9 protein-coding genes and 1 pseudogene are annotated in these 15,304 nt (G+C 59.1%); 2 read left to right on the top strand and 8 right to left on the bottom strand.

The window, feature by feature from the left end; translation table 11 throughout:
• Nucleotides 1-8 precede the first annotated feature (8 nt).
• A complete protein-coding gene (locus AB4O12_RS11465) occupies nt 9-3,587 on the bottom strand; it encodes a Tc toxin subunit A (RefSeq protein ID WP_460061979.1) in 3,579 nt (1,192 codons plus the stop codon).
• Here AB4O12_RS11465 and AB4O12_RS11460 point away from each other — a divergent pair.
• Together AB4O12_RS11460 and AB4O12_RS11455 are read left to right on the top strand one after the other, a co-directional pair.
• Nucleotides 3,586-3,774 carry a hypothetical protein gene (locus AB4O12_RS11460; RefSeq protein WP_460061977.1) on the top strand — a complete coding sequence of 63 codons (189 nt, stop codon included), beginning with the start codon at nt 3,586-3,588 and terminating at the stop codon, nt 3,772-3,774. The two genes, AB4O12_RS11465 and AB4O12_RS11460, sit on opposite strands and share 2 nt — an antisense overlap.
• A gap of 107 nt (nt 3,775-3,881) precedes the next feature.
• Complete coding sequence (locus AB4O12_RS11455; RefSeq protein WP_460061975.1) at nt 3,882-7,877, top strand: fibronectin type III domain-containing protein; 3,996 nt, start codon at nt 3,882-3,884, stop codon at nt 7,875-7,877.
• Nucleotides 7,878-8,013: 136 nt separating this feature from the next.
• Here the strand turns inward: AB4O12_RS11455 and nuoN are convergent.
• From nuoN to nuoH, 7 genes and pseudogenes are all read right to left on the bottom strand, one after another.
• Nucleotides 8,014-9,476, bottom strand: a pseudogene (nuoN, locus tag AB4O12_RS11450) (NADH-quinone oxidoreductase subunit NuoN).
• A gap of 7 nt (nt 9,477-9,483) precedes the next feature.
• Nucleotides 9,484-11,016, bottom strand: a complete 1,533-nt coding sequence (gene nuoM / locus AB4O12_RS11445; RefSeq protein WP_016775285.1) for an NADH-quinone oxidoreductase subunit M — start codon at nt 11,014-11,016, stop codon at nt 9,484-9,486.
• Between the two features lie 39 nt (nt 11,017-11,055).
• Complete coding sequence (gene nuoL, locus AB4O12_RS11440; RefSeq protein ID WP_460061972.1) at nt 11,056-12,909, bottom strand: NADH-quinone oxidoreductase subunit L; 1,854 nt, start codon at nt 12,907-12,909, stop codon at nt 11,056-11,058.
• Nucleotides 12,906-13,214, bottom strand: a complete 309-nt coding sequence (gene nuoK, locus AB4O12_RS11435) for an NADH-quinone oxidoreductase subunit NuoK (protein WP_003180046.1) — start codon at nt 13,212-13,214, stop codon at nt 12,906-12,908. Before nuoK ends, nuoL begins: the two co-directional genes overlap by 4 nt.
• A gap of 3 nt (nt 13,215-13,217) precedes the next feature.
• Nucleotides 13,218-13,718 carry an NADH-quinone oxidoreductase subunit J gene (gene nuoJ, locus AB4O12_RS11430; protein ID WP_007951462.1) on the bottom strand — a complete coding sequence of 167 codons (501 nt, stop codon included), beginning with the start codon at nt 13,716-13,718 and terminating at the stop codon, nt 13,218-13,220.
• 9 nt (nt 13,719-13,727) lie between these two features.
• Nucleotides 13,728-14,276: an NADH-quinone oxidoreductase subunit NuoI gene (gene nuoI / locus AB4O12_RS11425; RefSeq protein WP_016775283.1), complete on the bottom strand. Its 549-nt coding sequence runs from the start codon at nt 14,274-14,276 to the stop codon at nt 13,728-13,730.
• Between the two features lie 11 nt (nt 14,277-14,287).
• Nucleotides 14,288-15,295 (bottom strand): NADH-quinone oxidoreductase subunit NuoH, encoded by a 1,008-nt coding sequence (gene nuoH / locus AB4O12_RS11420; protein ID WP_039763316.1) that lies wholly within the window; start codon nt 15,293-15,295, stop codon nt 14,288-14,290.
• Between the last annotated feature and the right edge of the window lie 9 nt (nt 15,296-15,304).

Here is a 15,304-nt window from a genome sequence, read left to right as displayed (position 1 = left end):
ATCGTTCCTCAACCATTGTCACGTGATGGGGCGGCGTTAGAGTGGGCGGCCATGACTCCCTCACCGACGGCTTTCCAGGCCAGCAGATCGCTTTGTTCGCCCAGCGCGGTGGCTTGCAATAGGGTTTTGGCGGCCAAGCCGCTGGCCTGACAAGCGGCCTGGCAACGACGGACCCAGTCGACTTGAGCCATCGAGGTGGCGCGTTTATCGGGGAGCGAGCTGGTCAGCTCGGCAACTTGCGCCTGCGGCCAGTTCAGCAAACGAGCAAGGGCAGCATCGGCCGTTTCGCTGGCGAGCTGGCGCAGGGCCTTGTTTTTCAATTGGGCCTTGGCTGGATTGGCGCAGCTGAAATAACTCAGGACATGGTCTTCGGACTGGCTCTGGCTGTGGAACCAATGACTGAAGCGTTCAAGCAGATAGAGATCGGAAAGCGAAGGCATGCTGTTACTGCCTTCCTCGTATGCCGCGCCACCCAGCCACATCGGATTGATTGCAAACAGGCGCAGAGCGCTATTGCTCAAACGCAGCTCTCTGGCGATCTCGGCGTGGCGAGCCACCCGTTGATAATCCTCGATCAACGCTTGGGGCGGCGGGGTCTTGAGTGCTTGCTGCAAAATGCTATAGGGCGTGGCCCACGCCCAGTGAATGACCGCCCGGCAGCAATCCGGCGCGAGTTTCGCGGTTTCCTGGAAAAGCCCTTCGAGCAACTGGGCCTGACGGTCATGCACATCGAGCAGGAACTTGACGAGTCTGTCTGCGCAAGCATCTTTGACAGGTTGGGCCAGCCCTAGACCTTTGAGCGCTTGCGCGACATCGGCCTGTAACCAGGCAACGGGTTCATCTGTCAGGGTCAGTGTGCGATCAAGGCCAGACAGCAGGCCGTCAGCAGTGATCAGATGGTGTTCGATCAGCAACTGAAACCAGTTGATTTCTCCTCGCTTGCGTTTGCCATCCTCTTGCAGTGGCAGACCCAGCGCATTGACTTGCGCCTCGGTCGCCAGGCTGCGGCGCGTATCGCTCTGCAGCGTGGTCAGACGCGCCCGCAACTCATCGGGCAGGGGAGCTTGCTCGGCCAATCTGATCTGCTGATCATTTTCCTGCTCTTCGGGATTTGGCGGGGCATCGATGCCCAGGCGTTGCAATACCTGCGTCACGGTCTGCTGACTGTCTTTGAGCCAGGCGAAGGCCCAATCCAGTTGCATCAGCACATCGAGGATGTCCGGATTCGCCTCCGCAGTCGTTGCACTCAAGCGGCCGCTGGCCAGTGCGGTTGTGTAAGACGAGCCTCCGAGAAGTCCCGCCAACGCCAGCAGTTCTTCGACCGAGTGACCGAACAACCGGGCTATCCGCGCCTGGCGGTACAACGAGGAAACGGTAGGCAAGTCACGCTTGAGCGCGCCCACGTGCTTTTCGGTCTGACGGGCAATCAACAGCAAAGAGTCTTCGGTGGGTTGCACACCGAGCCCGGCACAGAGTTGCAGCAGGGTTTTCTGCGTCGCGGCATCGAGGGTGGTCAAATCGATGGGTGTTTGATCGAGAATCAGCGGTGTGTCGAACAGTTGCACATGGTTGAACAATTGATCGAACAACGGCACCGCGTCCTTGCCACTGGCATAGGGGCTGAGGTCGTGCAGCAGCGCCGCGAACTCTTCAGGTTCGATGCTGTAGCGCTGGTTCAGGTAGCGATAGACGCCCAGCGCACGCAGGCTGTTTTCGTTGAGCTCCATGCCCAGGTTTGATTCGCCCTCGGCGCGGATGGCACTGCAGATCAACGTGTCGAGCCTGGCGAAAGGAATGCCGCTCCAGCGTTGCAGGCGGATCATCCGCTGAAGACGATCGAGACGATCAAGTGAGGTTTTGGTCAGACGCCATTGTGTGTTGTCACCCGACGCTATCCGCTCCAGTCCTATGGCGTGGTCTGACTCATCGCTCAGGTCTGTTTCCGCGCCCGGTTCCGGCGCGTTGTCGGACAGTTCCGCACCGGGACCGATGCCATTGACGTAGCAGGCACCGTAGTGATTAGGAAAAGGCCCGGTCTGCGGGCCAATCCTGTCAGGGGTCGGCTGCAGGTATGGACAATTAGGCGACAATCGCACTGCAAAGCTGCGGCGGGCCACAAGTTGCTCGACCTGTTCAGCGGTGAGGCCAGTGTGCTGCATGAAGTCGGTCAACAGGGTCAATTGCTGCACAGGCGCATCGCTGGTGACTTCGACACCGTAGGCGCCTTTGAAAAAGTTCTTTTCTGTCGTCGTCAGGCGGTACTGCTCATCGAGCGTAAAGGCGAAGCGCTGTCTGGCCAGACGGACCGGTTGCTCCACCGTCCCGGTGGCGGTGATCAGATCGAATCTGGCTGTGTATTCCTGCTCGGTCGGCGTGGGAAGGGTGGCAGCCTGGAAATGCACAACGATGGGTTTATCTATCGCAGCGTGCAGACGATTTATCAGCCAGCCAGTCCCTGTGAGGTCCGGCACGTTAGAGCTCAGATCGATACTGGCAGGCACGGTCTTGTCGTCTTTACGAAAGGTCAGTGAGACAACGGTTTTGGAGCCGCCTTGATTCGTTGGTGCGTCCGCCAACGGAGTCGCGACCACGTCGTCGGGCTGCCCGGACAGGAGCAAGTAACATCTGCTTGGTGTGGTATGTGGCCGCAGGTAGGCAGTGAGAGGGTTTTGCCAGCCGTTGATGAGATTGCTGCGGGTCAGATAAAAATGGCTGAACACCGGGGGGGCGAGCAGCAATTGCTGTTGTTGTGGGCTCAACCCGCACAGCAACCGTTGTGCCTGTAGCGCCGGTTGCTGCAATTGCCCATAGTCATTGATTGCCACCTGTTTGATCGGTAGCAACAGACTGGCCCGGTAATTCAACTCGCCCAGACGCGGCTTATTATCAGCGAGCCCAAGTTGGCATTGGTGATGATAGAAGTTGTAGGGCAGTTCGAAGGGGTAGCTCCGTTCGGCCAGTACCTGATAGGTGGATTTGCTTTTGTCGGGAAGATTGCCATCCAGATAGGTGCGCAGATGACTTTCCAATACCTGCGTGACAATTTCCAGCATTGGCCTCGGTGTGAAGGTGCTCTCCTGGCTGATCAACAGGTCCTTGAGGTCAGGACGGCGTTGATCCATCAACAGCCGCTTGGGATCCTCACTGGTGGCTTCCAGTTGAAGGGAGAATCTCCGCAGTTCAGTCAGGTAGGCCACCGGACTATCGTTGGCGGCAATGGCTCCGACCTTGGTGAACTCGTCCCAGTTTTCATTGAACATGCGTTGATAGGTAGCGCCCAGCGAAACCAGCGAGCTCACACCACTGCGTTGAGCCAGTTGCTGCAACGTGCAGGAAGAGGTCTGGTATTCCCGATACAGGCGCGAAATGAGCGCCGCATATTTCATCGCATTGTCGTAGGCCACATCGGCGTTCGCGTCGCTGTGAAGGGCGAGCTGGCGAGCGAACGCTGCTTTGGATAGACGGACGATGTCGAAAACTGACGTAAAGCCCATTTGCTGCATGGCGGTGGGGAAGTCGTTGCGGTCTGTCTTCAATCTGGCGTCGGAACTGATGAGGGCGTTCATCAGGGAGGGGGTGTCGGCCATGACTTTGGATCTCCTGCCAGAAGGGGGCATTGGAAAAATGCCTGGGCAGGAACAAAGTAACGACAAAATGAGCTTGGGTAACCTGTCAAACCTGACAGGTTTTCAACAGTTTTTTAGGCCTTATGGAAATCAATCTGATTGCTGTTATGCAGTTTGGAAATGCCGATTTTTCCATGCTCAAGCATGACCGTCCGTCCGAACTGTCACAGTTGACAGGTAGGCGCAAGGGATGCCCGACATCAAGAATCGCGTCTGAAGATCGGCAATTGCGCCGGGATAACGGGAGCGATGGATATGGACGACGAGAACAAGCTGCAACCGAATGGCCTGTGGCCGGCGCCTTTGATTTTGTCACCTTTAAGCAACTCTACAGTCTCGCCAGGCGGGTTCAATATCGTCGCTCTATCTCCTGGAGGAGTCACTGATAGTTGGAAAATCGAATGCTGGGGAGAAGCAACTGACCATCATGGTTCAGAAGATGAGTGGGCAAAGCTTGAGCATTGGGTACCTGATACGTCTTTTGATCGCTTTGGTGCGTACTTCAATTTCAAAGTCAGGTACAAGCAGGTCTGGGTCTGGAGTGAATGGGCTGAATGTCACAATTTGTATGTGCCGCAACCTGTACCGCCCGATCCGGCCAAACCGCCAAAACCGACCATTTATCCGCCACCCAAGCCGGCATCAGTAAGAGAGTCACTGGGCATTGGCGGCGTTTTGCTTAATGCCAAGGTGCACATGTACACCGACAGAGACATACCGGTGCCTGGCATTTACGTTGTCAACACAGGCATTTTCATGCCAACAGCGGAGTGGGTTGCAGGTACCACTCGGGTCAAGGTTGTGCAGATCCTGAACGGCATGGCTTCGGATCCGAGCAATCTGGTTTCCGTTTCAGTGGGGCTATCCAGACCAAGCATTGACTGGCCACCGAACCCGGCCATGGGTAATCAAACGCTAAACATAACCGGCGTAGAGACAGGTGACGTCACGCTGCGAATGTTTACCGAGGCAGACGCACTTGTCGCTGGCAGTTTCACCGGTAGTGGCGCAACTCGCGTATTTACGCCCACAGAGAGATGGCGCGGTGGCACGACCGTTGTATCTGTTGTGCAGACCCTGGGCGGTGTGTCTTCCGATCCAAGCCTTTCGGTCTCCGTTAGAGTGAAGCCATTCAAACCCTACATCTCACTCCCGCCCAACCCGTCTTCCAGTACCCAGTCACTGGAAATTACCGGTGTTGCGAACGGCGACGTTACTTTGCAGATGTCTAACGCCGCCGATGGCGTGGTGGCCGGCAGTTTTACCGGCAGTGACAGCAAACGTACTTTCACCCCAACGGCGAACTGGGCTGCGGGTATCACCCGCGTCAAGGTCGTGCAGACTGTAGACGGTATGCATTCTGATCCGAGTGGACCGGTTTCTGTGCCAGTGAAACCCTCCAGACCAAGCATTGCCGAACCACCGAAACCGGCGTTGGGCAATCAAACGCTAAAAATAAGCGGTGTGGTGAGCGCTGTGGTCAGCCTGCAAATGTATACCGCCGCAAATGCCCCTGTAGCTGGCAGCTTTACCGGCAATGGCGATACTCGCATTTTTTATCCAGCGGTCAACTGGGGTGGGGGCATCACCGTGGTCACGGTTGTGCAGAGTGTTGACGGTATAGCCTCCGACCCGAGCGCCCCGGTTCCTATTGCAGTGAAGCCGTCCAAACTAACCATTACACCACCACCCAGTCCGGCTGCAGCGAAAGAGCCGTTGATCATTACCGGTGTTTCCTCGGGCGTTGCCGTCCTACAAATGTCCACCACCGGAGGTGCGCCGATAGAGGGCGAGTTCGCCGGTAGTGGCACGGAGCGTACCTTTGTATCAAAAACTGGCTGGAAGCCAGGCAGTACGGACGTCTGGGCCGTGCAAACGATAAATGGGATGGTCTCGGATCCAAGCGATCCGGTCACTGTTTCGGTAATAGAGAAGCCTCCCGCCCCCGTAATCATTCAGCCTCTACCCCACACCGTTCATCATGCCGATGTCAGGGTGCAAGGAACGTGCATTGCGGGAGCGACGATCACCTTGCAAAGTGCCGCTGGCACCTCTCTGCAAGGCGACCTGACCTACGATGCAGCGACATGGTCTTTCGAGTACCTGTGGCTGCCCGGTCCTAAACATATCAAGGCGCAGCAGAGTGTGAATGGAGATACGTCTGAAGCAACCGCTGTCCTCGAGTTCTACATCAAGCCAGCTACGCCTGACATCGAGCCGCCAACCGACCCGGCAACACCGAAACAGCCTTTGAAAATCACCGGTGTCGCGTCAGGCGTCGTCACCCTGCAAATGTTCACCCAACCCGATAGAGCTGTGCCTGGCGAATTCGCCAGCAACGGAGCCGACCGCCTCTTCACACCGGCGGAGGACTGGACGTCCGGCGAAAACACCGTCTACGTCATCCAGACAGTAAACGGCGTGGACTCTGACCCCAGTGACTTGTGCACTTTCACCGTGGAAGGGGAGGACAGGCCCGACGCCCCTCAATTCCGGCAGCCACAGGCGGGAGGCATAACCTCAAGGTATCCCACCCTCAAGATCGCCGGCCTGCCAGGCGCGCTGCAAACCGTTCGTTTTGAGAACGGCGCGACGTTGCACGAAGAGACAGCGGGTGCAGACGGGATCCTGACATTCACAGTGGTGGAACCGTTGGATCCAGGCACCATTGTCCTTGAGGCTAAACAGGCCAGCGGTGGGACTGATTCGGATTGGAGCGCGCCGCATCGGTTTACGGTCAAGGCTGCCCCGTCAACTCCATCGATCGAAGCGCCACGGGCGAACTCCGAAACATCACGCTATCCGAGGATTCGAGGCACAGGAGCAACGGGAGGTGAGATTGTCCTGCGTCATGCGCTTGATCCCAAGGAAGAGTTTGCCATCGTCGACGGTTCAACCCGGTGGAATTGGACCGCAGAAAAAGCGTGGCCCCTCGGAGACTACGCCGTGCAGGCCCGGCAGACATTCGACGGCGACTGGTCCGACTGGACTGAGGCTCGCTCCTTCAAGGTCAGCGAATCGCGGTATGCCATTGGCGACGCTACACCCGCCATCGGTACACCGGTGGTGGGCACCGAGCAGAGCGTGCTGTTGCGAATCCAGGTCATCTCCGGTGTCAGCGGGGAGGTAGCGGCTGGCGTGGAGGTGAAGTGGCGCGTCAATGGCGAGGAGGAATTGCTGGCGACAACGCAGACCGACGTCAACGGCTGGACCAGTTATCGCTATACACCTGAGACAGTCGGCAAGCATGAAATTCTGGCGGACGTCACTCAGGATAACGCCGGTGTGATTTTGACCGAACTCTATGAAGTGAATGCCGTACTGGACGATGTCTGGGCGCAGGCAGCAGAGCTTTATCTGGACGGTGAGCGCGTCGACGCTGCAAGCGAACTCGTGCTGTTGAGAAAAAACCTGCCCTATAAGCTGGAGCTGAAGATTGCCGACGACAGTGTTTTGATTGGCTCTACCGTCACTTTGCAGAACTTCTGGGGCGCGAAGGAACGAGGCCTGACTTTCAACCCTGATCTGGGCACGCCGCTGACAATAAACAAAGGATCGTCAATCCATTGGTATATTTCTACCGAAGAGGCGAACAGTGGTTTTTATGGTTTGAGTCTGGCCAGTTCGATACTGCCCGACTGGGAGCTGCCCGGGCGAGTGGAAGCGGGGGATTTGGCTGACGCCGTGAGGTTTGATCTGGATGGGTTCCGCCAGGTGTTCGGTGGCGCCCCGGCGTTCCCCTGTCTTGGGGCGACGCATACATTGACTTTGCGACCTCAGGACAGCAGTTTTTTGCTCGGCCAGGACGTGGTTCTGGAGTTGAGTGCCCACGCGGCCGATCTGGGCGTTACCTTGAGTCCGAGCATCCCGCAAACGCTCGGCGAGGACGGGGTGAGCTGGTTGCTGAACTGCGTCGACAGTACCAGTGCCGGCGATTTCGCAGTCTGGTTGAAGGTGCCGGCGCTGGAATTCAGTTCGCTGGAGTTGCCCATGTCGCTGGCGCATAACAGTGCTGAGGTATCTGAAAGATTCGGCCCTCAGCAAATGGGAGGTTCGGCCTCGTTCTGGAGATATGGCATTCGCGCGGTTTCCACTTTCACGGGGCTGCCGGCGGGGGGAGTGCCGGTGACCGTCGCGGTGACTGGCAAGCCAACCATGGAAAATGTTACTGCTCGCGATGGCTGGATATTTATCAGCTACTACGACGGAGAGTCTGCAAGCCTGACCATTCGTAACCGCTATGGAAAGTAATGGCTGAGCAAGCGTCGGCAAGAGGAGTGAGACGCGCCACTCGTCGAGGATAGCTTGCTGCGCAACAAATCCCGGAGCAAAAAAAACGGCACCTGCAAAGGTGCCGTTTTCATGTATAGCCAGATCAGCCGAGCAATCAGCCCGCCAGACCCGCCTGTTGTACCAGCACCAGCAACGGCTGCGGGTACACACCCAGGAAGAATGCGACCAGGGCGATGGCCAGCAGCATCACGCCGCCTGCTTTCTGTTCCCAGTGCAGCTGGGCGTCGTGGCGACGCAGGTTTGGCTCGATCAGGTACAGGGTGACCATCACGCGCAGGTAGTAGAACACGCCGATGGCGCTGCCCAGTACCAGTGCGCCGACCAGCCACCACTGACGCGTTTCGACGCCGCTGGCGATGATGTAGAACTTGCCGATGAAGCCGGCGGTCAGCGGGATGCCGGCCAGGGACAGCATCATCACGGTCAGCACGGCGGTCAGGTACGGACGGCGCCAGAACAGGCCGCGGTACTCGTACAGCGCGTCGGCGTCGCGGCCGTTGTACGGCGAGGACATCAGGGTGATCACGCCGAACGCGCCGAGGCTGGTGATGACATAAGTCACCAGATAGACGCCGATGGCTTCTACCGCCAGCCCCTTGCTCGCCACCAGTGCGATCAGCAGATAGCCGAAGTGCGCGATGGACGAGTAACCGAGCAGACGCTTGAGGTTGCTCTGGGTCAGGGCCAGCAGGTTACCGAACAGGATCGAGGCGACCGCGATAACGCTGAGCACATCGCTCAGCACACCACTGCTGGCAGCAGGGGAGAGCTGGAACAGACGCACCATCACCGCAAACACCGCGACCTTCGAAGCGGTGGCGAGGAACGCCGCCACTGGTGCCGGAGCACCTTCGTAGACGTCGGGCGTCCACAGGTGGAACGGTACCAGCGACAGCTTGAACGCCAGACCGATCAGCATCATGCCCAGGCCCAGTTGCGCCAGCGGGCTGGCAGGCCGGTCGCGGCCAGGGCCTGACCGATGCCGACGAAGCTCAGCGAACCGGCGTCGGCGTAGAGCAGCGCCATACCGAACAGCAGGAACGCGGAACCGGCGGCCGACAGCACCATGTACTTGATGCCGGCTTCCAGCGAACGCTTGTTGAAAAAGGCGTAAGCGACCAGACCGTAGACCGGTACCGAGAGCAGTTCCAGACCGATGAACAACCCGGCCAGGTGCTGCGCGCTGACCAAAACCAGACCACCGGCGGCGGCCATCAGGATCAGCAGGTACAGTTCTTCGCGATTGCCCGGGTAGCCCGAACCGCCATCACCCAGATAGGCGTGGGCGAGGGTGACGCAGGCGAGGGTGGCGACCAGGATCATCGCCATGTACAGACAGGCAAACGCGTCGATCTGCAGCAACGGGGTCACGGCCAGAGGCGCGACTTTCAACGCAGGCAGGATCGAAAGCAGGGCCAGGTTCAGACCCGCCACCGAAATCAGGAAGGTCTGCGAGTGGTTGCGGCGCCAGGCGATTGCCAGCATCACCACGATAATGGTGAGGCTGGTGATCAACAGTGGCGCAAGCGCAATAAAGTGTTGAATCGTGAATTCCATAGCGCTCTTACCGGGCCGAAGCGAGTTGAGAGAAGGCGGTGCCGAGCCACTGCTGCACGCCATGCATGGTGGCGGCAGAGGTGTCGAGGAACGGTTGCGGGTAGACGCCGAGGTAAATCAGCAACACCGCCAGACCGAGCACCATGATCAGTTCGCGCGCGTCCATGCCGTGCAGCACCGCGTCGGATTTCGACGGGCCGAAGTAGGCACGGTGAATCATGATCAGCGAGTAGACCGAACCGAACACCAGACCCGAAGTGGCAATCGCCGTGACCCATGGAGCGCTGGCGAAGGAACCGATCAGGATCAGGAACTCGCCGACAAAGTTACCGGTACCCGGCAAGCCCAGCGACGCCGCCGCGAAGAACAGGCTGATCGCCGGCAGGTACGCGATACGCGACCACAGACCGCCCATCTCACGCATGTCACGCGTATGCAGACGCTCGTACAACTGACCGCTGAGGATAAACAGCGCCGCTGCCGACAGACCGTGCGCCAGCATCTGGATCACTGCGCCTTGCAGCGCCAGTTGGCTGCCGGAGTAGATACCGATCAACACGAAGCCCATGTGGGAAACGGAAGAGAAGGCAATCAGACGCTTGATGTCGGTTTGTGCGAACGCGAGGAACGCGCCGTAGAAGATCCCGATCAGACCGAGGGTCATGGCGATCGGCGCGAACTCCGCCGAAGCGTTCGGGAACAGCGGCAGGGCGAAACGCAGCAGACCGTAGGCCGCAGTTTTCAGCAGGATACCGGCGAGGTCGACGGAACCGGCAGTCGGTGCCTGGGCGTGAGCATCAGGCAGCCAGGAGTGGAACGGTACGACGGGCAGCTTGACCGCGAAAGCGATGAAGAAGCCGAGCATCAGAATGTACTCGGTGGTCATCGACATCTTGGTTTTCAACAGGTCGGCGTAGTTGAAGGTGATCACGCCGGTGTTGTTGAAGTTGACCAGCACCAGACCGAGGATCGCCACCAGCATGATCAGGCCGGACGCCTGAGTGAAGATGAAGAACTTGGTCGCTGCGTAGATCCGGGTTTTCTTGCCGTCCGAAGAACTGTGACCCCAGAGCGCGATGAGGAAGTACATCGGCACCAGCATCATTTCCCAGAAGAAGAAGAACATGAACAGGTCGAGGGCGAGGAACACGCCGACCACACCGCCCAGGATCCACATCAGGTTGAGGTGGAAGAAGCCAACGTGACGTTGAATCTCTTTCCACGAGCAGAGTACCGAGAGGATACCCAGCAGACCGGTCAGCAGGATCATCAACAGCGACAGGCCGTCGAGGGCCAGGTGCACGTTGATGCCGAAACGCTGGATCCAGACATGCTTGAACTCAAGCGCCCAGGTCGGATCGGCGCCCGGCGCCGGTGCGAATGAATAGTCACCGTGGGCCCACAGCCAGAGGCCGAGCGCGAGTTCCAGGGTCATGGTCAACAGCGCAATCCAGCGCGGGAGGGTAGCGCCGAAGCGCTCACCCATCCAGCACAGCAGGCCGCCGATGAAGGGGATCAGGATTAGCCAAGGCAGAATCATGACGGGCTCGTTTCCTTTCGCAAATTCGCAAGGTTCATATCAGACCGCTACCAGCACGATGGCGCCGATCACCAGCACGGCACCAGCAGCCATCGAGGCGGCGTACCAACGCAGTTGACCGGTCTCGGTGCGGCTCAGGGCAGTGTGACCACCCTTGGCCATACGCGGGATCAGACCGATGGTCTGGTCGAGCGGGTCTTTGCGCAGTACATGGCTGATCGCAAGGTACGGCTTGACGAACAGTTTGTCGTAGATCCAGTCGAAGCCCCAGGCAGCGAACCACCAGGCCGAAAGGAAACGGCCGATGCCGCTGTTGGCGATCGCCGTGACGAAGCGGCGCTTGCCAAGGAACAGCAGCGCTGCCAGCAGGATACCGGCCAGGGCGATGGCGCCCGAGGCGATTTCCAGACTGTGCTTGGCTTCGCCACCGGCATGCCCGACGCTTTGCGGCAGTACGCCGTGCAGCGGTGGCACGATCATCGCGCCGACGAAAGTCGACAGCACGATCAGCACCGACAATGGCAGCCAGTGGGCAATGCCGTGGCCGGCGTGGGCTTCGGTCTTGGCTTCACCATGGAACGCGATGAAGATCAGGCGGAAGGTGTACAGCGACGTCATGAACGCACCGACCAGACCTGCGTAGAGCAGACCCTGGTTGCCGCTGGCGAACGCTTCCCAGAGGATTTCGTCCTTGGAGTAGAAGCCTGCGGTAACCAGTGGCAGAGCGGCCAGCGCGGCACCGCCGACGATGAAGCTGGCGTAGGCCAGTGGCAGTTTCTTCCACAGACCGCCCATCTTGAAGATGTTCTGCTCGTGGTGGCAGGCAACGATCACCGCACCGGAAGCAAGGAACAGCAGGGCCTTGAAGAAGGCGTGAGTCATCAGGTGGAAGATCGCGCCTTCCCAGGCACCAACGCCCAGCGCGAGGAACATGTAGCCGATCTGGCTCATGGTCGAGTAGGCGAGGATACGTTTGATGTCGGTCTGCACCAGCGCGGCGAAACCGGCCAGTACCGGGGTCACGCCACCGACGATGCCGACGAGGTGCAGGATGTCCGGCGCCAAGGCAAACAGACCGTGGGTACGGGCGATCAGGTAGACACCGGCGGTCACCATGGTCGCGGCGTGGATCAGTGCCGAAACCGGGGTAGGGCCGGCCATCGCATCCGCGAGCCAGGTTTGCAGCGGCAGTTGCGCCGATTTACCGACAGCACCACCGAGCAGCATCAGGGTTGCCAGAACGATCCAGAAGTCACCGACCTTGAAATGCTCCGGCGCACGTACCAGCAGTTCCTGGACGTTCAGCGTGCCCAGTTGCTGGAACAGAATGAACAGGCCGATGGCCATGAACACGTCGCCGATGCGGGTGACGATGAACGCCTTGAGTGCCGCGTTACCGTTGTTGCGGTTGCTGTAGTAGAAACCGATCAACAGGTACGAGCACAGGCCCACGCCTTCCCAACCGAAGTAGATGAACAGCAGGTTATCGCCGAGGATCAGGAACAGCATGCTGGCGATGAACAGGTTGGTGTACGAGAAGAAGCGCGAGTAACCGTCTTCGCCACGCATGTACCAGGACGCGAACAGGTGGATCAGGAAGCCGACGCCGACGACCACGCCGAGCATGGTCACCGACAGGCCATCCAGGTACAGCGCGAAGTTCGGCTGGAAACCTTCCACCGACATCCAGCGCCACAGCACCCGGGTGTACACGCCACCTTCCGGCGGCGCGACGTTGAATTGCCAGATCACGTAAGCGGTGACGATGGCCGACAGGCCGATCGAACCGACACCGATCAGCGCCGAGAGGTTTTCCGAGAAGCGGCCGCGCGAGAACGACAGCAACAGGAACCCGATCAGAGGGAATACGAAAGTCAGAAAGAGTAGGTTCATCCGCGCATCTCACTGGCAGCGTCGATATCGAGCGTGTGGAAGCGGCGATACAGTTGCAGCAGGATCGCCAGGCCAATACTGGCCTCGGCTGCGGCAAGGCTGATCACCAGGATGAACATGATCTGTCCATCCGGCTGCGCCCAGCGGGCGCCCGCAACGATGAAGGCCAGGGCAGAGGCGTTCATCATCACTTCCAGACTCATCAACACGAACAAGATGTTGCGGCGGACCATCAGGCCGACCAGACCAAGGCAGAACAGGATGCCGGCAACGGCTAAACCATGTTCGAGAGGGATAGCAGGCATGTCTTACTCCTTCGCCTCGTTACGGCCCAAATGGAACGCCGTGACGGCTGCGGCGAGCAGCAGCATCGAGGCGAGTTCGACCACCAGCAGGTACGGGCCGAACAGGCTGATGCCCACGGCTTTCGCGTCTACGGTGGTGTGGCCGATGGCCTGACCGCTCTGGTGAGCGAACAGCACATACAGCAGTTCGGCCAGCAGCAGCGCGGCAAGAATCACCGGTCCTGCCCAGATGCCGGGCTTGAGCCAGGTGCGTTCCTGCTGCACCGAGGCGGGACCGAGGTTGAGCATCATCACCACGAACACGAACAGCACCATGATGGCACCGGCGTAGGCGATCACTTCCAGCACACCGGCGAACGGCGCGCCGAGGGCGAAGAAGGTCATGGCCACGGCAATCAACGAGATGATCAGGTAGAGCAGGGCGTGCACAGGGTTGGTGTTGGTGACCACACGCAGCGTGGACACCACAGCAATACCCGATGCGAAATAGAAAGCGAATTCCATCGTTCTTCCTTAAGGCAGCAAGCTCTTCACGTTGATCGGTTCGGCTTCGTTCTGCGCAGCGCCTTTCGGCTTGCCAGCGATTGCCATACCTGCAACACGATAGAAGTTGTAATCAGGGTTTTTGCCGGGGCCGGAGATCAAAAGATCTTCTTTCTCGTACACCAGGTCCTGACGTTTGAACTCGGCCATCTCGAAATCCGGGGTCAGCTGGATTGCGGTGGTCGGGCAGGCTTCCTCGCAGAGACCGCAGAAAATGCAGCGCGAGAAGTTGATCCGGAAGAAGTCCGGGTACCAGCGACCGTCTTCGGTTTCAGCTTTCTGCAGCGAGATGCAACCCACCGGGCAGGCCACGGCGCACAGGTTGCAGGCTACGCAGCGTTCTTCGCCATCGGGGTCGCGGGTCAGGACGATACGGCCACGGTAGCGTGGCGGCAGGTAGACCTGCTCCTCGGGGTATTGCAGGGTGTCGCGCTTGCGAAAGCCATGGCCGAAGACCATGACCAGGCTGCGCAACTGGGTACCGGTACCCTTAACGATGTCGCCAATATATTTGAACATGGGTCAAATCCTCACTGAACCGCAACCGCAGGCGTGTTCAACAACACAACCGCAGCGGTCACCAGCAAATTGATCAGGGTCAGTGGCAGGCAGAATTTCCAGCTGAAATCCATCACCTGGTCATAACGCGGACGCGGGATGGAAGCGCGCAGCAGGATGAACAGCATGATGAAGAACGCGGTCTTCAGTGCGAACCAGACGAAGGACAGTTGCGGCAGGATGCCGAACGGACCGTGCCAGCCACCGAAGAACAGGGTGACCAGCAGCGCCGAGATCAGGATGATGCCGATGTATTCACCGACGAAGAACATGCCCCATTTCATACCGGCGTATTCAATGTGGTAACCGTCGGCCAGTTCCTGTTCCGCTTCCGGCTGGTCGAACGGGTGACGGTGAGTCACGGCGACGCCAGCGATGAAGAAGGTACAGAAGCCGAAGAACTGCGGAATGATGAACCACAGGTTCTGCGCCTGGTATTCGACGATGTCGCGCATGTTGAACGAGCCGACCTGCACCACGATGCCCATCAGGGCCAGGCCCATGAACACTTCGTAGGACACGGTCTGCGCCGAGGCACGCAAGCTGCCGAGCAGGGCGAACTTGTTGTTGCTCGACCAGCCGGCGAACAGCACCGCGTACACCGACAGACCGGCCATGGCGAAGAAGAACAGCAGGCCGATGTTCAGATCCGCCACGCCCCAGGTCGGGGTGATCGGGATGATCGCAAAGGCGATCAGCAGGGCGGACATGGCCACCACCGGCGCCAGGGTGAAGATCACCTTGTCGGCAAACGGCGGGGTCCAGTCTTCCTTGAAGAACATCTTCAGCATGTCGGCGGCGATCTGGAACATGCCGAACGGGCCAACGCGGTTCGGACCGTAACGGTCCTGCCACCAGCCCAGCAGGCGACGTTCGACAAAGCTGAGCAAGGCGCCCGCGACCACCACGGCCAGCAGGATCACGATGGCTTTGATGACCGTCAGGATCACATCGATCACTTCAGGGGTGAACCAGGTCATTGCGCTGCC

Source organism: Pseudomonas sp. S2_A05 (assembly GCF_054668485.1).
The sequence above is the reverse complement of the archived record's forward strand: the minus strand, read 5'-3'. Positions and strand labels throughout refer to the sequence as shown.

Coding starts and splice junctions, on each gene's coding strand:
- AB4O12_RS11460 (WP_460061977.1), top strand. CDS start 3,586: ATGACTTTGGATCTCCTGCCAGAAGGGGGCATTGGAAAAATGCCTGGG.
- AB4O12_RS11465 (WP_460061979.1), bottom strand. CDS start 3,587: ATGGCCGACACCCCCTCCCTGATGAACGCCCTCATCAGTTCCGACGCC.
- AB4O12_RS11455 (WP_460061975.1), top strand. CDS start 3,882: ATGGACGACGAGAACAAGCTGCAACCGAATGGCCTGTGGCCGGCGCCT.
- nuoM (WP_016775285.1), bottom strand. CDS start 11,016: ATGATTCTGCCTTGGCTAATCCTGATCCCCTTCATCGGCGGCCTGCTG.
- nuoL (WP_460061972.1), bottom strand. CDS start 12,909: ATGAACCTACTCTTTCTGACTTTCGTATTCCCTCTGATCGGGTTCCTG.
- nuoK (WP_003180046.1), bottom strand. CDS start 13,214: ATGCCTGCTATCCCTCTCGAACATGGTTTAGCCGTTGCCGGCATCCTG.
- nuoJ (WP_007951462.1), bottom strand. CDS start 13,718: ATGGAATTCGCTTTCTATTTCGCATCGGGTATTGCTGTGGTGTCCACG.
- nuoI (WP_016775283.1), bottom strand. CDS start 14,276: ATGTTCAAATATATTGGCGACATCGTTAAGGGTACCGGTACCCAGTTG.
- nuoH (WP_039763316.1), bottom strand. CDS start 15,295: ATGACCTGGTTCACCCCTGAAGTGATCGATGTGATCCTGACGGTCATC.